The organism is Thioclava pacifica DSM 10166, assembly GCF_000714535.1.
Lineage (GTDB): Bacteria > Pseudomonadota > Alphaproteobacteria > Rhodobacterales > Rhodobacteraceae > Thioclava > Thioclava pacifica.
On record NZ_AUND01000003.1, the window covers coordinates 37,169 to 55,425 of the forward strand.

The following is an 18,257-nucleotide window of genomic DNA, read 5'->3' on the forward strand; positions in this document are numbered from 1 at the left end:
AATTTAATATATCGCTAATAAACGACCGTTTGCAAACGAATGCAAGTAGGTGCTCTCTCGTCGTGCTCGTCCAAAATCCCTTGGTTTCCTTGCGCTGAGCGCGATCTGAGAGGTTTCACCGGCCGTTGCGCGCGCATACTATATAAAGAGCGAAGGCACCCGCCACAAAATCACTTGGGTAATGTGCAAAAGAACAGTATTTTGCACATATGAAGACCCAAGCATCTGTTTTGACTGATGATTTCAATGACCCCCTCATTACCATCGAGGAGGATGAAGCCGCTCACGAAGAGGATCTCTGGTTTCTGCCGGGACCACTCGAAGAAGAACCGGATGATTTGCCTCCCGGGCCACGGGCGGAACCGCCCGACACTGCTGTCATCGAAGACTGGGCAAAGGCAGAGGGCGTTCACGCTGCGCGACTGGCACGGGTCGCTGGACGCCTGGGTGCTCTGGATGACCGGCTGCTGCGTGGCCCGGAAGGCTGGCGGCATCGCCTCGCTCTTATCGAGGCAGCGGACCTTAGCTGGTTCGCGGGGGATCGGGTGAGTTCTGATCGTCTGGCGCTTTGGATATCGATGCGGCTGTCAGGTGCACAGGATGACCCAAATGCCCTGGCAAGAGTAGGATGGGCTGTTCGGCGCCTGACAGGCGGTCCCGGACCGAAGGCTGACTTGGCCGCCTTCCTGGATCGCCGCGATCCCGAGAACATTGAAGGCAGCGCTGAATGTTTCGAAGATCGCGCGGGCGGATGGCTGGACGTAATGGCAGCCGCAGCCGATCTCCACCCGATCACGCGTGCTTGCATGGGCTTTCATCTCTGGAGCCTGGCTGGCCTCGGACAGCACGGCGACCAGATCGAAGCCGCCGTCACCGCGTCCAGGATCGCGGCCAGCGACGGAAGCGGCGCCATCTTTGCACCGCTCGCCATGGGCGGGGCAGGGGGGCTGCGTGTTTCGGGCTTGCCGCCCGAACGTTTGGCCCGCTGGCTGGATGGGATGAACAGCGCAATTCTGAAGGCGATGCGAACACTTGACGATGTCGAAACTTGGACGGGTCGGGCAGAAAACGTCATGGCGCACTTGTCTGGCCGCACGCCGGTCGCCTTGCGAACGGCATTTTGTCAGTGGCCCATGGTTTCCGCTCCAATGGCTGAGGCGTTGACCGGCGCCAGTCGCGCTGCCGTTCAACGCAATCTGGCGTGGATGGAGGCAAGCGGCTTGATCTGCGAGGTAACGGGGCAGGGGCGATATCGCATGTGGAAGACGGCCGTCTGACGGGGTGTCCAGTGATGACCGAAGGCGATTGACTACGTGGCTAGGCGCCGTGTGAGCACGAAACAGCCGCAGCCGGATCCTTTGGCTGCGGCTTTCCGGTCAGCTGGCGGTTTCCTCCGTCAGGTCATCCAACGTCCAGCCGAACACTTCGGCATCGGATGACGGCATAGAAAACTCAAACCCGGCTGTTGTCGGGGCGAGTTCCTCGGAGACAGCAGAATTGCTGTCCGCCGTGCCCGCGCGGACATCGGCAAAATAAAGCGTCTCAAAGAGCCGGACGACCCGATTCAACTTGTTCTCTGCGGGAGCACGGCCGCTCATCAGCAGCGGATCGATGCTCAGGGTGCCGTCTGCGCCGGACATGCCGATCACGCTGCCATCTTCCGTGGTGAGCGTCACGCAAGTGCGTTCGACGGCCTCCACCTCCATCAGGCGCGTGTCGAACCATCCGGCGCGCGAGCTTGGCGGGCCAAGCCACGTCGCGTCTTCATCGCCACGCCGGAGGTGTTAAGCCGCGCCTTTGCTGCCGCAGGGTCGCGCCAGACATCATGACCGCCGATCCGACCGGTCCCAGCGTCGGGTTCAAGAAACCCGGTGATCATCTTCATCGTGGTGGATTTGCCCGCACCGTTCGAACCGAGAAACCCGACAAGCTATCCCCGAGAGACCGACAGGGATACATCGTCAACTGCAGTCATGTCCCCGAAGCGCTTTTTCAGCCCGCGGGCGTCGACAAGCGTCGTCATTGAGATTGCCTCCAGTTCGGGCTGGCGCGCCCGACGAAAGGCCGCGCCAGCGGTTGAGATCAGACCGAACCTTGGAGGTGTTCCTGTGGTGTCTGGGCCGCCTCTGCCGGACGCTCGCCTGATGTGCCGCGGGCACAGGCCCGCGGCACTCTGTTTTGGTGGGCGCCCGGATGAAAGCCGGACGGTCTTACATGAAGTCGTCCATGCCGGACATGGCAGGCGATGCGGCCTCATTCTTGGCCGGTTTGTCCGCCACCATGGCTTCGGTGGTGATCAGAAGGCCGGCAACGGAGGCTGCATCCTCCAGAGCGGTACGCACCACCTTGGCCGGGTCGATCACACCGAACTTGAACATGTCGCCATATTCTTCGGTTTGCGCGTTGAAGCCGAAGGAGGTGTCGGTCGACTCGCGCACCTTGCCGGCCACCACCGATCCGTCGACCCCGGCGTTTTCGGCGATCTGGCGCAGCGGCGCTTCCAGAGCCTTGCGCACGATGGCGATACCGGCGTTCTGGTCGGAGTTCGCGCCCTGCAGGTCGTCAAGAGCATTGGCAGCCTGCACAAGGGCCACGCCGCCACCCACGACGATGCCTTCCTGAACGGCCGCGCGGGTTGCGTTGAGCGCGTCTTCGACGCGGTCCTTGCGCTCCTTCACCTCGACCTCGGTCATGCCGCCGACACGGATGACGGCCACACCACCGGCAAGCTTGGCAACGCGCTCTTGCAGCTTCTCGCGATCGTAGTCGCTGGTGGTTTCCTCGATCTGCGTGCGGATCTGCTTGACGCGGGCCTCGATCTCGGCCTTGTCGCCCGCACCGTCGATGATCGTGGTTGCGTCCTTCGTGATGGTGACTTTCTTGGCGGTCCCGAGCATGTCGATGGTGACATTCTCGAGTTTCATGCCCAGATCGTCCGAAATCACCTGGCCGCCGGTCAGGATCGCGATGTCCTGCAACATGGCCTTGCGGCGATCGCCGAAGCCCGGAGCCTTCACGGCCGCGATCTTCAGGCCGCCACGCAGCTTGTTCACGACGAGGGTCGCGAGCGCTTCGCCTTCCACATCCTCGGCAATGACCAGAAGCGGCTTGCCGGACTGGATGACCTGTTCAAGCAGCGGGACGAGCGGCTGGAGCGACGACAGCTTCTTTTCATGGAGAAGGATGAACGGATTTTCGAGTTCAGCGGCCATCTTCTCCGGGTTGGTGACGAAGTAGGGCGACAGGTAACCGCGGTCGAACTGCATGCCTTCGACGACTTCGGTGTCGGTCTCGAGGCCCTTGTTCTCCTCGACGGTGATGACACCGTCATTGCCGACCTTCTGCATCGCGTCGGCGATCTGACGGCCGATCTCTGCTTCGCCGTTGGCCGAGATGGTGCCGACCTGCGCAACCTCGTCGCTGTCCTTGACGTCGCGGGCCGCAGCCTTGATGGCCTCGACCACCTTCGATGTTGCCAGATCGATACCGCGCTTGATGTCCATCGGGTTCATGCCGGCGGCGACGGCTTTCATGCCCTCGTTCACGATGGCCTGGGTCAGAACGGTCGAAGTTGTGGTACCGTCACCAGCCTGATCGTTGGTGCGGCTGGCTACTTCCTTGACCATCTGCGCACCCATGTTCTCGAACTTGTCTTCCAGTTCGATTTCCTTGGCGACCGAAACGCCGTCCTTGGTGATGCGGGGCGCGCCGAAGCTCTTGTCGATCACGACGTTGCGGCCCTTGGGGCCAAGAGTGACCTTGACCGCGTCGGCCAGAATGTTCACGCCGCGCAGCATCCGGGAGCGTGCAGCGGTATCGAATTTGACGTCCTTTGCAGACATCTTTGTATGACTCCTGTGTCTTCTGTGGGCTTATGCAGCTTTGGCGATTTCTTTGTCTTCGATGATCCCGAGGATGTCGCTCTCCTTCATGATGAGCAGCTCCTCGCCATCGAGGGTGATCTCGGTCCCCGACCACTTGCCGAACAGGATGTGGTCGCCTGCTTTCACCGCCAGTTCGATGTGCTTGCCGTTTTCGTCACGCGCACCGGGGCCAACGGCGATGACCTCACCGCGGCTCGGTTTTTCCTTGGCAGTGTCGGGGATGATCAGACCGCCCTTGGTCTTCTCGTCGCTGTCAACGCGGCGCACCAGAACGCGGTCATGCAGAGGCTTAAATGTCATGCACACAGCTCCTCCGTTAGAGTGTCCTTGCTTTTGGCACTCACATCGACCGAGCGCCAACGACGCGTATTTCGGCAAATGGTCCGTCGACTTCAAGACCGCCGATGAATTTTTTTATGATTATAAATCAAAGCTTTGCCACACTTCATCAGAAAATCAGGTTTTTGGCGCGCCGATACTGCGCCGAAAGGCACAGCGGTCGCCAACATCCGTTCAGCCATGGAAACGGGGAACCTGAACCGGAACTTCCGGCTTGGGCGGCCGTCTGTCATCCGACCTTGCGCACGGATTTCTCACGGGCTTCTCCGTTTCTTCAGACGGTCAGTCTAGGCTTGTCGCCACCCGCCCGTCGGATGACTTCACCCGGCACGATACTGCCGGCGCCAGCGCGATGGCCTCGGTGCCGGACAGCTTCGGACTTGGCGTGGCCCGCGGGTCAGGCGCCGAAGGCGCGGGACATGACGGCGCCCAGACGGCGTGCGAAGCCGGCCGGATCGGCCGGACCTTCCCCCTCCACGATGCGGGCCTGATCGAGCAGAAGATGGGCCGCGTCCTTCAGCAGGTCATCGGGACCGCTCTCGGCACGTTCGGCCAGCTTCGTGATGAGCGCGTGATCCGGGTTCAGTTCGAGAACCTTCGGCATTCCCTCTTTCAATTGCCCGTGGCGTTTCAGAAGGCGTTCGAGGTTCACGTCGATGTCGCCCTCATCCGCGATCAGACAAACCGGGCTGTCGGTCAGGCGTTTGGACGGGCGCACGTCCTTGACGGTTTCGCCCAGCTCGGCCTTTATCGCGGTGATCAGTTTCGAGAGGTCCGCTGCGCCTTCCTTTTCCGTGTCGGCCTTGTCGGCGTCGCCCTTGATCGTATCCAGATCCGCCGCGCCCCGGGTGATGGACTTGAACGGTTTGCCCTCGAACTCATGGATGTGCTGGAGCCAGAACTCGTCCACCGGGTCCGAGAGCAGCAGGACCTCGACCCCCTTGGCCTTGAAGCCCTCCAGATGTGGGGACTGCGCCAGTTTGCCCGCGTCTTCGCCCGCGATGTAGAAAATCGCATCCTGCCCCTCCTTCATCCGCTCGACGTAGCCGGTCAGGCTGGTCAGCGCCTCGGAGCCGGTGGTGGCAAAACGGCAGACCTCCAGGATCCGGTCGCGCAGGGACGGGTCCTCGACAAGGCCCTCTTTCAGGACGGCGCCGAAGTTGCCCCAGAAGGCGGCATAGGCCTCCGGTTCCTTAGTTGCCTTCTTCTTGAATTCGCTCAGAACCTTCTTGGTGACTTGCCCCCGGATCTTGGCCAGTTTCGGGTCATGTTGCAGCATCTCGCGTGAGACGTTCAGCGTCAGGTCCTGGCTGTCCACCACGCCGCGCAAAAAGCGCAGATAGGCCGGGACCAGGTCTTTGGTCGTCTCCGAGATGAAGACCCGGTTCACATAGAGCTTGACGTGGCTCTTGCGTTCCGGGTCGAACAGGTCGAACGGCTGCATCGAGGGCACGAACAGCAGGCTGGTGTGGTTGAGCGAGCCTTCGATCTTGTTGTGGATGGTCAGCCAGGGGATATCGAAGGCATGCGACGCATGTCGGTAGAACTCTGTATACTGGTCCTCGCTGATCTCACTCGGCGCTTTCGTCCAGAGCGCCTCCGCCGCGTTGAGGGTCTCGTCCCCCAGCTTCACCGGAAAGTTGATGTGTTCGGAGTAGGTCTTGATGATGTGGCGGATGCGGGCCTCTTCGGCGAATTCTTTCGCATCTTTCTTGAGGTGCAGCGTCACCGTGGTGCCGGCGGCCTCGCGGGTCGCGGGTTCGATGGTAAAGGAGCCCTTGCCGTCGGAGGACCATAGCCAGGCAGCATCCTCACCAGCCTTACGGGTCAGCACGTCCACGCGGTCGGCCACCATGAAGGCCGAATAGAAGCCCACACCAAACTGTCCGATGAGGCCCGGAGCATCCTTCTTTTCGGCCTTCAGCGCCTGGATGAAGGCGCCGGTGCCGGATTTGGCGATCGTGCCGAGCGTTTCCAGCAGGTCAGCGTGGTTCATCCCGATGCCGTTGTCTGAGATCGACAGGGTTTTCTTGTCGGTGGCAAGTGTGATCGCAAACCCCTCGGACGGGGCAAGGCTTGCATCGGTCAAAGCCGCGTAGCGGAGCTTGTCGCAGGCATCGGATGCGTTGGAGACAAGCTCTCGCAGGAACACCTCGCGGTTGGAATAGAGGGACCCAGCGACAATCTCCAGAAGCTGGCCCACTTCGGTCTGGAAAGAAAATGTCTCTTTCTCGAGTACGTCGGTCATGTCTGAACCTCCAGTTGCACACGCGGCGCCGATCTAAGAATGACGCATGGGTCTTTCAACGGGAAACGGCAGACCAAAAGCATCGGAGCCGAGCCGCGATGCGCCGCTGTCTGCCGCGATCTCATGGCGAAAAAATTCGCAGGCGCGTCTTGACGTGGCCGATTGACAACACCTTATCTGCATCAGTGTTACGTTGACCTTAAGGTGAGATTACAAACTCAATGAAATCAATGGCCTTGCTTTGACGTTAAATCTGAGATTTTGACTTTAAACTTGATGTTTTTGACCCGAAATCCGAGACAGGCTTCGCAGCAGAGGCGCGACGGGCAGCGATGGAGAGGGTAGGGGACGAGGGCGGGGCGCTCGGCGCAGAGGTCATGCGCAGAGCTGCGATCTTGCGACCACTTGTGCAAGCGTATCTCGCTGATTCAGGGAGTTTGGAACATGGGGTTCGCGACGTGGTCTGGGAGCTTGGCGTCAGCAGGGCGACGGTCTGGCGTTGGATACGGCGCCTTGCCGCGGACGGCGGGCGAACCAGTGCGCTGGTACCGCGGAAGCGCGGACGGCAGCCGGGCACGGCGGCAATTTCCGGTGAGGTCGAGGCGCTCATCAAGGAGCACCTTCGCCGCTACCACCTGCGCCGCGAGCGCGCCAGCCTGTCGCGGGTGGTGACGGAGATCCGCATTGCCTGTGGGGAGCGCGGATGGCGGGCGCCGGCGCGGCGGACCATCCAACGCCGGCTCGATGAGTTGGATGAACGCAAAGTCATGAAGGCGCGAGAGGGCGCACGAGCGGCGCGCGAAAGGTTCGCACCCGTGCCGGGCAAGAACGTGGCTGACTTTCCGCTCGATGTCGTGCAGATCGACCACACACCTGCGGACATCATCCTTTTCGACAGTTTCGAGCGCAAACCCATCGGACGACCTTGGGTGAGCCTCTCCATCGACATCGCCACGCGGATGGTGACCGGATACCACGTTAGCCTTGAGGCGCCGTGTAGCCTCTCGGTGGCGCTTTGTCTGACCCGGACCGTCGCGCCGAAGGCGGCGCTCCTGACCGATCTGGCCAGTAGTGCACCCTGGCCCGCACCGGGCCGGCCGCGCAGCATCCACGTCGACAACGGCAGCGATTTCCTGTCGCGGGCCTTCCAACGGGCCTGTACAGCTGGAGATCGATCGCAGGTACCGACCCCTCGCGCGCCCGCATTTCGGCGGTCACATTGAGCGGATGATCGGCACAATGATGGGGGGCTATGCACCTGCTGCCTGGAACAACGGAGTTCTCCATCGTCGCCAAGGGCAGCTATGATGCCGAAGCCAAGCCCGCGATGAGTCTGAGCGAGTTTGACGGCTGGTTCGTTCTGGAAATCTGTCGCTACAACAACGGCGTTCACTCGAGCCTTGGCTGCACGCCCGTCGCCAATTGGGAGGCGCTGGCCGCGGAAATGTCGAGCGACATTCCCTTCGAGATGGAGGCGTTCCGAGAGAGCTTACTGCCAAGCGAGAAGCGCCAGGTTCGGCGGGATGGCATTCATCTGTTCGATATCCGCTACTGGTCGGATGCCTTGGCGGGGCGGGTTGCCCGAAAGGACGGGAAGGTGGTCGTGCGCTACGATCCGCGTGACATCTCCACGATCTGGGTCGAGCTTGACGGCGGACGGTGCGTGGAACCACGCTACCGCAACCTGGAAATCCCGCCGGTGTCGTTGAGGGAGTATCGCGAGGCCATGAAGATGGCGCGGACCTTGGGAAAGACCGGGTCTAATGAGCTGGTCCTGGCTGAGTTGATCCGGCAGCAACGGCAGATCGAGGGGGAAAGCCGGGTCCTGACCAAGGCCGAACGCCGATCCCGCGAAAGACGCAGTGCGTCGAAAGGGCCAGCCCCAGAAGATCCTCGTTCGAGGGGCTGCGACTGGTCGACACCGGTGATACGTCCCGCCCGTTGTTCAAGGTGGAGCGATGGTAAGGTGAGGGCGGGGGAAACTGGGGAAGACGGTCGTATCGCCTTCATTCAATCGGACATCTGGATCGACTTTCCCCGCGCGGAGCGGGTGCTGGAAAGGTTGCAAAGCCTGATCGACGCGCCGCGGCAAACCCGGATGCCAGGCCTTCTCGTCCACGGTGCTTCGGGCATCGGCAAGACGATGATCGCCCGGAACCTCTCGCGCAGATACGCGCCGGAATATGACCTGGCCCCGGGCATACCCCACACCCCAGTGCTCTTGTTGCAGGCGCCGCCCGCTCCTGACGAACGGAGGTTCTATCTGCATATCCTCGCGGCGGTCGGCGCGCCGGCAACGACGCTGGGCGTCCGCGCACAGAGCGTTGCCCCCTCGAAGTCCGAGTGAGTGCCCTGCTCCGCGATCTCGGGCTTCGCATGATCATGATCGACGAGGTCCACAACCTGTTGGCCGGAACCCACCGCGAGCAGCGCCGCTTCCTCAATGTCCTGCGCTATCTCAGCAACGAACTCGAGGCGTCTCTGGTCTGCTTCTGGGTCATTCGACTGCTAGCAGTGCGGAGAGAGGCTCCCTCCGATCCTTGGTAGGTCCGAAGTCGAGGTCCAGTCAGAAAAGTTGTTGCGTCGTGCCCGCGGCAGGGCAGGGCTGTTCGAGCAAGCCGCCACGTCCATCGGCAGCGTCGATCTCCGTCGCGCGATGCGGGCCGCCCGTTTTGCAATGGGGATCAAGAAGGTCCGCGGGGACCCGGCCTTCGCACTTCAGCGCCCCAGACCGGACGTGAGACTGTTCTGCCTCGCTGCGATCGCAATGGCCCGGAAGCGTCCGCTGGTTAAGGCGGCGATGTTCAGCACCGGCATCGACGGCTTTGCAAGGGTTGCGTTGCTGGCGGCATTCGAAAAGGAACCGCGCCTGCTAGCCGCCGTTGATCGGACCGTGGAACGCACCCGACAACGGACCTCCCCACTGGCAGCAGTATCTCATAATTAAGGGCAAGAGATGTCGCCCAACGCGCCGCGTCTCATGTTTAACGCCAACGCGACACCAGTCTTCTGCCCCAACCTCGTGCCCCGCGGCGAACGCGTTTTCCGCGTCAGAGCGATTTGCTTGATCTGGTTCTCGACCAAGTTGGTATCCAACCCCAAACGGTCGTCTTCAAGGAAACGAGTTAGGCTGGGCCAGCGCGCCAGACTGTAACGAATGTCCTCGGCCAATTTGGATGAACGCGAGATGCGCGAGATCTGTGCCTTGAGCGAAGGGCGGAAGGTGGCGATTAATCGTGTCGCCGTCCCTGTGACGGTGATGTGGTGGGCCACGACCAGCGTGCCCGAGAGCCGCATCCCCTGCCGTTCACCGGGCCGAGCATCGGCGGCCACTGCGGCGGTGGATTTCTGCACCGGGCGGGATTCACCGGATCGCCTCGATCAGCCGTGCATCGGCGGGCACCCGGTCGCCAGCCTCGGCAAGGATCACGTCGCCAGGCATCAGATCCTTGGCCGCGATGCGCAGCCTCTAGCAGTCGCGCAGCACGCTGGCCTGCGGCGCGAGCGTCCGGTCCAGCGCGGCGATGGCGGCCTCGGCGCGGCCCTCCTGCAAGAATCCGGTCACCGCATTGGCAAGGACCACCACAAAGATCACGCCGGTGTCGATCCAGTGACCGAGCCCCGCGGTGATTGCGGCTGCGGCCAACAGGACGTGGATTAGCAGGTTGTTGAACTGGTGCAGGAATCGTCGCAGCGGGCCCGCCCGGCGCGCCTGCGGCAGGGCTTCGGCCCGTGCCGGGCTGGGCCAATACCGCCGGGCTGTCAATGGCCTGCCAGGCGGTGCCGCGTTCGGGCAGGGCGGGGGGAATCGGCGGGGAGGCCTTCGCGAGCGGGAGGGGTCATGGCGACTTCGGTGAAGATGCGGCGGCAGGATAGTGGCGTCGGGCCTCAGGTCAAATGGTTGACTATGCCCCACCACGCGAGGGCGATCAGCGCCATCGCGAGGACAAAGAGGATGAGGCCCGCAATCAGGACCAGCCCGTCGCGCTGCAAGAGTCCCACGGCGAGGGCGGTCGCCGCGATGGCCGGCGGGATATTGCCGATGAGGGGAATGGGTAGTAGCATGGTCAGTCCACAGATCGCGCAGAGGATGGCCGTGATCGTCCGGCCCGCCGCGCCGGCAGCCCATTGCTGGCGCGGGTGGCTCAGATGTTCGAGCCGCTCGACCAGTGGCAGCGCGCGGTCCATCACTCGGCCCAACTGCGCCGCGCCCATGGGGTGGTGGCGCAGCGCGCGCGGCAGCCACAGCCCGGCGCGCGGGCAGAGCAGAAGCTGCGCCGAGACCAGAAGGATCGCGGCGCCGAAGGCAGTGGGGATGCCATAGGGCATGGGCAGGGTGCAGGGCAGCGCAAGGAGAAGGATCGCAAGCCCGTGGGCGCGGTCGCCAAGCCGGTCGATCAGCGCGCCGATGGTCACGGTGCCCGTGCCCGTCTCGCCCGCGAAATGTCTCAGAAACACGGAGATCCGTTCCGCCACGCCGATGCCCTCCGCCCCGCCCCTTCAGGCTGCTTACCCGTTAGATAGGTGATGCGGGCCGCGGGGAAAGGCCGTCGCTTGACCTTGGCGCCGGATCTGCGCCATGACGGACTTGGCCCGTCCGCGCCTGCCGCGCGGCCGGAAGCCGGGAGAGGCAAGACGCATGTCTGAACTACTCGCCATCTCCAGCCGGCTGCCCACCAATGTAGGCTTCAGCCTCGAACGTCTGGCCCGGCGTGGTGGTGGCGAGGGGCCGCTCCGCGACGGCTGGGGCGTGGCGCTCTATCAGGATCGCGACGTGGCCCTTCTGCGCGAGCCGCGCGCCGCGGCCGAAAGCGAACTGGTGCGCTTCATCGAGCGGCAGACCCCGCCCAGCACGCTTGTCATCTCGCATATTCGGTTGGCCACGCGGGGCGCGCCGGCGCTGCACAACACCCAGCCCTTCATCCGCGAACTGGGCGGGCGAGTGCATGTCTTTGCCCATAACGGCGATATGCCGGGGATCGTAGTCGGGGGCGACGTTCCGCCCGGTCGGTTCCTGCCCGTGGGCGAGTCCGATTCCGAACGCGCGTTCTGCCTCCTTCTGGACCAGCTCGAGGCCCCCTGGCGCGCCGCCGAAGGGGCCACGCCGCCGTTGGCCGAGAGGCTCGGTCTCGTGGCGGGTTTCGCGGCCGAGCTGCGCCGCCTCGGGCCGGTCAACTTCCTCTATGCCGATGGCGAGACCCTGTTCGCCCATGCCCACCGGCGCCGGCAGGCCGATGGCGCGATTCGGCCGCCTGGACTGCATGTGCTGGAACGGCGATGTGAGAGCGAGGAACCCGCGCTGGACGGAGCCGGCATGACGCTCACCGGCGCGGCACAGGAGGTCTGCCTGCTCGCCAGCGTGCCGCTGAGCGACGCGCCCTGGCAGCCGTTGGACGAGGGCGAAGTGATCGCCGTGGTCCAGGGCCAGACCGCGGCGCGGCATCCGCGGGTCTGATCCGGGCGCGCACGTCTATCCTTTCGGGATCGGTGCGCCGATCGGTTCTGGAATACGGGCGCCCGAAAAGGTCGAGGGTCGAAAAGGTATCGGTCGCCGCAGAAGGTCCTGGCCGTGCCGCCCGACTGTAACCGCTCCAGCTGCCGAGATCATCTGTGGACGAAAAACTCAGGCGTTCAGTCCCGACCGCCTGATCATGAGACTTCCGACCACAATGCTCGCACCAACCGCGAGTAGGATAGGGCCGGCGAATTTCTCCGCAACAATGCCCGACGCCGAGGAAACCGATAGCAGCATCAGACTGAATTCTCCTCCGTGGGCCAGGATGATCCCGGTGCGCAATGAGGTCTGAAACGACTCGCCGAATAGTCGGGCGACGACCATAACAATCAGCGTCTTGCCCACGAGAAGAATGACAAGCCAGATCAGCACGACAGGCCATGCAGAAGGAATGATCCAAAGTGGCAATTGCGTTCCGATGCCGATAAAGAAAATTCCGACAAACAAATCGCGGAAGGGCCTAATCTCGTTCTCGACCGCATGGCGCGCGTCGCCCTCGCCGATAATCATGCCGGCCGCAAATGCGGCGAGTGCCGGAGAAAGGCCGGCGGTGGCCGCGACAATCGCAGAGCCTAGTGCAATGGTGAGCGCGAGGAGTTGGGCAAGTTCCGGATCGCCACGCGACGCTACCCAACGGGCAAGTATCTGCACCGGGCCACGGGCAATGAACAGAGCTGCAACCAATGCCGTTGCACCGGCGACGACCGTTATCACGGCATACCCTTCGGCGGCCCCGCTCATTGCATCGTGAAGAAGCAGAAATGCGACGGCTGCCAAATCCTGAAACAGAAGCACTGCAATGGCGAGGCGCCCTTGGGCCGATCCTAGAGCGTTCACGCTTGCGAGCACCTTGAGGCACATGGCCGTGGACGACATGGCAACGGCGCCGCCGACAAGGATCGCGGCGACGGGCGCGAGGCCGAATGCCAGACTTCCCACGACCGCAGCGAGTATTGTCGTGATCGCGACCTGCGCGCCGCCGACACCGAAAACGTGATGCCTGAGCGTCACAAGCTTCTCGAACGAGAATTCGAGGCCGAGCGCGAACAGCAAGAGTATCACGCCAATCTCGCCGATGTTGGTGAGGGCGGTGCTCTGAGCAAGCAGGCCGAAACCGGCCGGCCCAATCAACAGACCGGTCAGGATGTATCCCACGATGCTGGGCACGCCGATCCGTGAGCACGTCGTGACGAACACGAATGCCACACCGACCAGCAGGGCCGCACTTTCGAGAAATCCGGTCACGCCGTGCATTTGACTTATCCAAATCGAATGGCGCAGGGAAGGCCAGGAGCCAAAATCATCAGAGCCGCGATTGCGCCCATTGCGCGATCTGGGCGGCAGACATCGCGCCGCTCTGGCGCGCGATTTCCTTGCCGCCTTTGAATAGGATCATGGTGGGAATGCCGCGGATCCCGTAGCGGCCGGCGATCTGCTGTTCGGCTTCCGTATCGAGCTTGCCCAGGCGGACACGAGGTTCGAGCGAGCGCGCCGCCGCTTCGAATTGGGGCGCCATCATCTTGCATGGCCCGCACCACTCGGCCCAGAAATCGACCAGCAAGGGCAGGTCGGCATTCGCGTGGCGGTCGAAATTCGCCGCCGTGAGCGTAACCGGATGGCCCTGAAAGAGGGCGCCGCCGCAGCGTCCGCAATTGGGATTGTCGCCCAGGCGCTCTTGCGGCACCCGGTTGGTGGAATTGCAGTTCGGGCAGATAACGGTCGTCATTTGATTTCCTTTGCTGAGCAGGCCCGATCTTCCGGGCGGTGGATGGTTCTCTCGACGTCAGTGGCCAGACAGGCCGCGGCGCGCCTCGCGTTCTCGCGGCACGGGCAGATATTCGACGCCGCCGCCCTGCCGCCGCACAGGCTGCGGGTAAAGCGTCATCAGTTCCAGGACTTCCTTGGGCATGTCCGTTCCGACGGGCAGGCCCAGCTCGCGTGCCTCATCGGCGGAGATCGGATAATCATGGGTCCAGGTGCCGGTCGCCAGTTTCGCCGCCACATCCGCCGCCCGGGCCTCATCCATTTTGTCCGAGAGAAGCCGCTTCGCGAAGGCCTCGATCTGCGCGATGGCCTTGCGACCGACATCCGCCATGATCAGCGTCTGGTCGTCGATCTCGGCGATGGGTTTTTCCTCGACGACCTTGATCAGCGAGGCGGCGGGCATCTGGCCGAGCTGCGGATCGACGGGGCCCAGCACGGAATGCTCGCACATCACGATCTCGTCGGCGGCAAGCGCGATCAAGGTGCCGCCCGACATCGCGTAATGCGGCACGAACACGGTGACCTTTCCCTTATGGCCCTGAATGGCCCGCGCGATCTGGGTCGCTGCCAGCACCAGCCCACCCGGCGTGTGCAGCACGATATCGAGCGGCACCTCGTCGTCGGTCATCTGGATCGCGCGCAGGACTTCCTCGGAATCGTTGACGTCGATGTAGCGCATCACGGGGAAGCCCAGCAGGTTCATCGTCTCCTGCCGGTGGATCAGCGAGATGACGCGGCTGGCGCGTTTCTTCTCGATCTGGGCGATCTTGCGGGTGCGCATCGCCTCCAGATATCTGCGCTGAAGCACCGGTTGCAGCGCAGAGAAGATGAAGAAGAGCCAGAAAAGCTGCGTTATGTCCATGGACCTTGTCCTCCTTGCCGTCGGCCGTCGGGCAAAAAGCCGTAGATGCCTTCGTCGCGGTAGTAATTGCGATAGACGTCCGCGCGCCTCCGCAGGAATGGCGTGACGAGCCAGCCGGCGACGAACCCGCCGATATGCGCCCACCAGGCGATGCCGCCCGTGGCCTGATCGCCCAGCGACAGGATGCCGGGGATCACCTGCAGGCCGAGCCAGATCATCGCGAAGCCAAAGGCCGGGACCTCGAAGAACAGCGGCAGGAAGAGAACCGGCACCATCACCACCAGCTTCGCCGACGGAAACATGCGCGCATAAGCGCCGATCACGCCCGCGATCGCGCCGGATGCGCCGAGCGCGGGAATGACGGAATCGGGGTTGGCCAAGGCATGCGCCAGGCTGGCCGCGATACCGCAGAACAGATAGAACAGCGTGAACCGGCCCGGCCCAAGCCGGTCCTCGACCGCGGGGCCGAAGATCCAGAGCGTCCACATGTTCAGGATGAGGTGCAGCCAGCCCCCGTGCAGGAAGATATTGGTCAGGAATGGGGTCCAGTCGGACGGGGCGACGAGGCTTAGCTGTCCGAAGAAGCGCGAGGGCACCAGCGCGAACTCGAACAGGAACCGGTCCAGCACGCGCGGCGGCAGGCTGGTCTGATAGAGGAACGCGAGGACGCTCATGCCGATGACCGCCCATACGATGACGGGCGGGTAACGGCGTGCGACGCTGTCAAGATAGGGAAACAATTCAGCTCCTACTTGCTGATGAGCTTATGAGAGGTGCGTGTTCGTTGGATCTGCTTTCGGGCATTCACGTCTCCACAGCGGTTCCAGTTGCGGCAATCAGTAGCCCCAATCCTGCGAGCAAGGTAAAACCTCCAGCTTGAAGGCGGTGGCCGGCCTGCAGGTCTCCGATAGCGGCAATGGCTGATTGAGTAGCATAGTAGAGAGCAAATGCGCGCGATGCGATGCCGATAATCTCGAAAACGCTCGAACTCCACGTCAATGCCAGCCCGACGATCCCCAATAGAAAGTAACCGATCTGAGGCCGCACTCGCCCATCGGTCACTTCGACAAGCAACCCGCCGGCCCCGACGACATCGGCGACGGCAGCGCTGAATTGCGACAGTAGCGCAGCGCCAATCAACAGTGCGGGTAATATCGGAGCAATGACCCGAAAGATGTAAATTATTGCAGTTTCTGAAAGGGGGATTGTATTCGCCGGAAACGAGAATGCCAGAAAACCAATATACGCGACGTAAATTATAGAGGCGATAAATTGGGCATATTTCATGCTCTTTATTCGCGTTTCAGCCGTATATTCAAGGCCAAGATATCTTGACGTTTCAAAACCTTGCACCGTGACAAGAAGGCCAAAGACTAGAGCGACAGCAGTCCACCCGCCAGCCTGGGGAGGATTAATTACAACCTCGTCCGCGATCACCTTATCAGCAAGAAAATGAACAAGACCGACCATCATCCCGGCTATGATGGCAAGTTTCAGAGAGACTGATGTTTTTTCAAGACCTTCCAGTGCATCAAAGCCGCGTATAAGCCCTGTGACTGCAATAAAGAAGAAAACTGCGGTCGTAACGAGCCGCGCCTCGAATCTGCTTCCGCCGTCATCGGTCAGGCTTACGGCAAAGGCGCCAAAGAGATTCAGATAATACGCCACGGAAATCACGTAGGCGAATATCAAGATCCAACTTGATACTCTTTCAATGAAAAGTTCCGGTCGACTGCGATTATCGGCGGTCAATGCAATTCGCGCAATATTCGCGCGGATGGCACCACCAAACAGAAAAGCTAATCCGCACAGTGCCATCATCGCAACCGGGGCCGCATAACCAAAGGAAGCGTCCAGGATCGGCCCCACAACCAGGAACCCGCTGCCGATGATAGACGCGAGCGGGGTTACCGTTGCTCGCCAACCACGTAGCGTTCGAACCTTGGGGTGAAATAAGGTTGCAGCCACTACCAAGCAGCTGACAAGAATAGCAATATCAAGGATAGGGGACGACAACGTCACTCCTTTCAATCCGCGCAATGGCACCAGCGGGAATTCGAACAGGAGCGGGTCCAGCACACGCGTCGGCAAGCTGGTCAAATAGAGAAAGGCAACCACGCTCACGGCTATGACCGTCAAGACGATGATGGGCGGAAATCGTCATGCACCGCCGTCGAGATTGGGGATCATGCCACCGCACTTCTGTCAGAACCTGTTCGCCGGAATCTTGAAGTAGCTGTGGCCATCCGCCTCCGGTTCGGGCAGTTGCCCGCCCCGGAGGTTAACCTGAAGCGCGGCGAGCATCCGGTCGGGCAGGGGCAGCGTTCGGTCGCGCGCCTCACGCTTGGCGATATACGCGGCCTTCGAGACGTTCCCGCCCACATGGATATTCCGCGCCTTCTGCTCCCCCACCGTGCTTTTCCATTCCGGCGCGTGCCGGTCCGCGGTGCCATAATCGTGGCCAATGAAGACCCGGTGATCGTCGGGATGATCGAGTATCGCCGCGATGCTGTCGTAGAGCTGAGCGGCCGAACCGCCGGGGAAGTCTGCCCGCGACGTGCCGGCATCGGGCTGCATCAGCGTGTCATGCGCGAAGATGGCATCGCCTGCGACATAGGTAATAGAGCCCAGAGTGTGACCGGGCGAGAGCATCACCGCTACGCTGACATCGCCGATCCTGAAATTGTCCCCGTCCGTCAGGAGCCGGTCGAAATCCGGTTCCACCGGGAAGGCGTCGGGCAGGTTGTAGATATCACGCCACAGAACGGCTATGTCGCGCACCTTTTCGCCGATCGCCGTGGGGGCGCCAGTCTGCTGCTTAAGCCATGCCGCGGCCATGAGGTGGTCGGCATGGGGATGGGTATCGAGAATCCATTCGATCTCCAGCCCCCGTTCGCGCACATATTTCAGCGCCCATCCGGCATGATCGAACCGGGTCGAGAACGACCGTGGGTCAAATTGCTGAACGACGTCGATGAGGACGCATTTTCTTGTCGGCGTGTCTATGCAGATGTATTGGCAGCTGCCCGTATCGGGCTCATAGAACCCCACCACTTCGGGGCTTCCAGCCCCGCGCGAGGGCGAGACGCGGTAGAGGATGTCCCCAGGGCCGTCGCTGGCCTCCGATCCGTCATGTGTCATTGCGCATCTGCCTCTTCCAGAAACCGCAGGCTGTAACTGGCCTCGCCAAGCCTGTCGATGAGGTCGAGCTGCAACTCCAGCCAGGCCTTGTGCCCTTCCTCGTCGAGCACGATTTCCTCGAACAGCATTCGCGATCCGATGTCGTTTTCCTCTGCCGCGGCGCGTGCCGCCTGGCTGTAGAAGGCAATCGCCTCTTCCTCGTCCTTGAGGTCGGCTTCGAACATCTCGCGCAGGGTCTTTGCCCGAACCGGAGGTTTGTCGAAAGCCACGTCGGGCTCACCCTTGAGAAACAGGATCCGCTCCAGAAAACGGTCGGAATGGCCGGTTTCCTCGGTCTGTTCCTCACGCATCTGCGCGGCGAGACCGACAAGGCCCCAGTCCTCGAGGACATGGGCATGAAGCTGATACTGGTGTGTGGCGCTGATCTCCATCTTGAGCGCCTTGTTCAGGTTCTCGATTGTCTTGGCGTTGGACATTCCGTCTCTCCTCGGTTGGGTTATGGTA

At 62.2% G+C, this 18,257-nt stretch carries 20 protein-coding genes and 1 pseudogene; 5 read left to right on the forward strand and 16 right to left on the reverse strand.

Annotated elements, in window-relative coordinates; translation table 11 throughout:
* Positions 1-209: 209 nt before the first annotated feature.
* A complete protein-coding gene (locus TP2_RS04040) occupies positions 210-1,277 on the forward strand; it encodes a hypothetical protein (protein WP_038073826.1) in 1,068 nt (355 codons plus the stop codon).
* 99 nt (positions 1,278-1,376) lie between these two features.
* Here the strand turns inward: TP2_RS04040 and TP2_RS04045 are convergent, their stop codons facing one another.
* The 5 genes and pseudogenes from TP2_RS04045 to htpG form a co-directional block, all read right to left on the reverse strand.
* Positions 1,377-1,706 carry a hypothetical protein gene (locus tag TP2_RS04045; RefSeq protein ID WP_038073828.1) on the reverse strand — a complete coding sequence of 110 codons (330 nt, stop codon included), beginning with the start codon at positions 1,704-1,706 and terminating at the stop codon, positions 1,377-1,379.
* Positions 1,706-1,915: pseudogene (locus TP2_RS18970) on the reverse strand (ATP-binding cassette domain-containing protein); the annotation flags it as partial. The gene TP2_RS04045 and the pseudogene TP2_RS18970, both read right to left, overlap by 1 nt.
* Before the next feature lie 295 nt (positions 1,916-2,210).
* Positions 2,211-3,842, reverse strand: coding sequence for a chaperonin GroEL (groL, locus tag TP2_RS04055; protein ID WP_038073839.1), 1,632 nt, complete (start codon positions 3,840-3,842; stop codon positions 2,211-2,213).
* A gap of 30 nt (positions 3,843-3,872) precedes the next feature.
* The gene (groES, locus tag TP2_RS04060) at positions 3,873-4,184 is read right to left on the reverse strand and encodes a co-chaperone GroES (protein WP_038073842.1); all 312 of its coding nucleotides are present in this window, start codon (positions 4,182-4,184) and stop codon (positions 3,873-3,875) included.
* 436 nt (positions 4,185-4,620) lie between these two features.
* On the reverse strand, positions 4,621-6,471 hold the full coding sequence (gene htpG, locus TP2_RS04065) for a molecular chaperone HtpG (RefSeq protein ID WP_038073845.1): 1,851 nt from the start codon (positions 6,469-6,471) through the stop codon (positions 4,621-4,623).
* 458 nt (positions 6,472-6,929) lie between these two features.
* Here htpG and TP2_RS18830 point away from each other — a divergent pair, with 458 nt between their 5' ends.
* The 3 genes from TP2_RS18830 to TP2_RS18975 are packed head-to-tail and all read left to right on the forward strand — an operon-like array spanning position 6,930 to position 9,018.
* Entirely contained in the window at positions 6,930-7,694 is a 765-nt protein-coding gene (locus tag TP2_RS18830) for a DNA-binding domain-containing protein (RefSeq protein ID WP_240473706.1), read from the forward strand.
* A 29-nt stretch (positions 7,695-7,723) separates the two neighbouring features.
* The gene (locus TP2_RS18835; RefSeq protein ID WP_276202125.1) at positions 7,724-8,818 is read left to right on the forward strand and encodes a TniB family NTP-binding protein; all 1,095 of its coding nucleotides are present in this window, start codon (positions 7,724-7,726) and stop codon (positions 8,816-8,818) included.
* Positions 8,819-8,847: 29 nt separating this feature from the next.
* A complete protein-coding gene (locus TP2_RS18975) occupies positions 8,848-9,018 on the forward strand; it encodes a TniB family NTP-binding protein (protein WP_084713926.1) in 171 nt (56 codons plus the stop codon).
* Between the two features lie 396 nt (positions 9,019-9,414).
* Here the strand turns inward: TP2_RS18975 and TP2_RS18785 are convergent, their stop codons facing one another.
* From TP2_RS18785 to TP2_RS04095, 4 genes are all read right to left on the reverse strand, one after another.
* A complete protein-coding gene (locus tag TP2_RS18785) occupies positions 9,415-9,825 on the reverse strand; it encodes an IS66 family transposase (RefSeq protein ID WP_240473707.1) in 411 nt (136 codons plus the stop codon).
* A 10-nt stretch (positions 9,826-9,835) separates the two neighbouring features.
* Positions 9,836-9,913 carry a P-type ATPase actuator domain-containing protein gene (locus tag TP2_RS19035; protein ID WP_240473710.1) on the reverse strand — a complete coding sequence of 26 codons (78 nt, stop codon included), beginning with the start codon at positions 9,911-9,913 and terminating at the stop codon, positions 9,836-9,838.
* A 27-nt stretch (positions 9,914-9,940) separates the two neighbouring features.
* Entirely contained in the window at positions 9,941-10,237 is a 297-nt protein-coding gene (locus TP2_RS18845) for a cation-transporting P-type ATPase (RefSeq protein ID WP_038073853.1), read from the reverse strand.
* 122 nt (positions 10,238-10,359) lie between these two features.
* A complete protein-coding gene (locus tag TP2_RS04095) occupies positions 10,360-10,947 on the reverse strand; it encodes an exopolysaccharide biosynthesis protein (RefSeq protein ID WP_038073856.1) in 588 nt (195 codons plus the stop codon).
* A gap of 163 nt (positions 10,948-11,110) precedes the next feature.
* Between TP2_RS04095 and TP2_RS04100 the strand changes: the two genes are divergently transcribed.
* Positions 11,111-11,926 (forward strand): class II glutamine amidotransferase, encoded by an 816-nt coding sequence (locus tag TP2_RS04100; RefSeq protein WP_038073859.1) that lies wholly within the window; start codon positions 11,111-11,113, stop codon positions 11,924-11,926.
* Positions 11,927-12,094: 168 nt separating this feature from the next.
* Here TP2_RS04100 and TP2_RS04105 read toward each other — a convergent pair whose 3' ends face one another.
* From TP2_RS04105 to TP2_RS04135, 7 genes are all read right to left on the reverse strand, one after another.
* A complete protein-coding gene (locus TP2_RS04105; protein ID WP_038073862.1) occupies positions 12,095-13,240 on the reverse strand; it encodes a cation:proton antiporter domain-containing protein in 1,146 nt (381 codons plus the stop codon).
* A gap of 49 nt (positions 13,241-13,289) precedes the next feature.
* Positions 13,290-13,712 (reverse strand): thioredoxin TrxC, encoded by a 423-nt coding sequence (gene trxC, locus TP2_RS04110; RefSeq protein WP_038073865.1) that lies wholly within the window; start codon positions 13,710-13,712, stop codon positions 13,290-13,292.
* Positions 13,713-13,769: 57 nt separating this feature from the next.
* Positions 13,770-14,612: an SDH family Clp fold serine proteinase gene (locus TP2_RS04115; protein ID WP_038073867.1), complete on the reverse strand. Its 843-nt coding sequence runs from the start codon at positions 14,610-14,612 to the stop codon at positions 13,770-13,772.
* A complete protein-coding gene (locus tag TP2_RS04120; protein WP_038073869.1) occupies positions 14,603-15,352 on the reverse strand; it encodes a rhomboid family intramembrane serine protease in 750 nt (249 codons plus the stop codon). The genes TP2_RS04115 and TP2_RS04120 overlap by 10 nt, the downstream gene beginning before the upstream one ends.
* Before the next feature lie 64 nt (positions 15,353-15,416).
* A complete protein-coding gene (locus TP2_RS04125) occupies positions 15,417-16,736 on the reverse strand; it encodes an APC family permease (protein WP_206198307.1) in 1,320 nt (439 codons plus the stop codon).
* Between the two features lie 81 nt (positions 16,737-16,817).
* Positions 16,818-17,753, reverse strand: coding sequence for an MBL fold metallo-hydrolase (locus tag TP2_RS04130; protein ID WP_051692167.1), 936 nt, complete (start codon positions 17,751-17,753; stop codon positions 16,818-16,820).
* Positions 17,750-18,229 carry a bacterioferritin gene (locus TP2_RS04135; protein ID WP_038073872.1) on the reverse strand — a complete coding sequence of 160 codons (480 nt, stop codon included), beginning with the start codon at positions 18,227-18,229 and terminating at the stop codon, positions 17,750-17,752. Before TP2_RS04135 ends, TP2_RS04130 begins: the two co-directional genes overlap by 4 nt.
* Between the last annotated feature and the right edge of the window lie 28 nt (positions 18,230-18,257).

Excerpts from the sequence above, each read along its gene's own strand:
- TP2_RS04040 (WP_038073826.1), top strand. The coding sequence starts at position 210 with ATGAAGACCCAAGCATCTGTTTTGACTGATGATTTCAATGACCCCCTC.
- TP2_RS04045 (WP_038073828.1), bottom strand. The coding sequence starts at position 1,706 with ATGGAGGTGGAGGCCGTCGAACGCACTTGCGTGACGCTCACCACGGAA.
- groL (WP_038073839.1), bottom strand. The coding sequence starts at position 3,842 with ATGTCTGCAAAGGACGTCAAATTCGATACCGCTGCACGCTCCCGGATG.
- groES (WP_038073842.1), bottom strand. The coding sequence starts at position 4,184 with ATGACATTTAAGCCTCTGCATGACCGCGTTCTGGTGCGCCGCGTTGAC.
- htpG (WP_038073845.1), bottom strand. The coding sequence starts at position 6,471 with ATGACCGACGTACTCGAGAAAGAGACATTTTCTTTCCAGACCGAAGTG.
- TP2_RS18835 (WP_276202125.1), top strand. The coding sequence starts at position 7,724 with ATGCACCTGCTGCCTGGAACAACGGAGTTCTCCATCGTCGCCAAGGGC.
- TP2_RS18975 (WP_084713926.1), top strand. The coding sequence starts at position 8,848 with ATGATCATGATCGACGAGGTCCACAACCTGTTGGCCGGAACCCACCGC.
- TP2_RS19035 (WP_240473710.1), bottom strand. The coding sequence starts at position 9,913 with ATGCCTGGCGACGTGATCCTTGCCGAGGCTGGCGACCGGGTGCCCGCC.
- TP2_RS04100 (WP_038073859.1), top strand. The coding sequence starts at position 11,111 with ATGTCTGAACTACTCGCCATCTCCAGCCGGCTGCCCACCAATGTAGGC.
- TP2_RS04105 (WP_038073862.1), bottom strand. The coding sequence starts at position 13,240 with ATGCACGGCGTGACCGGATTTCTCGAAAGTGCGGCCCTGCTGGTCGGT.
- trxC (WP_038073865.1), bottom strand. The coding sequence starts at position 13,712 with ATGACGACCGTTATCTGCCCGAACTGCAATTCCACCAACCGGGTGCCG.
- TP2_RS04115 (WP_038073867.1), bottom strand. The coding sequence starts at position 14,612 with ATGGACATAACGCAGCTTTTCTGGCTCTTCTTCATCTTCTCTGCGCTG.
- TP2_RS04130 (WP_051692167.1), bottom strand. The coding sequence starts at position 17,753 with ATGACACATGACGGATCGGAGGCCAGCGACGGCCCTGGGGACATCCTC.
- TP2_RS04135 (WP_038073872.1), bottom strand. The coding sequence starts at position 18,229 with ATGTCCAACGCCAAGACAATCGAGAACCTGAACAAGGCGCTCAAGATG.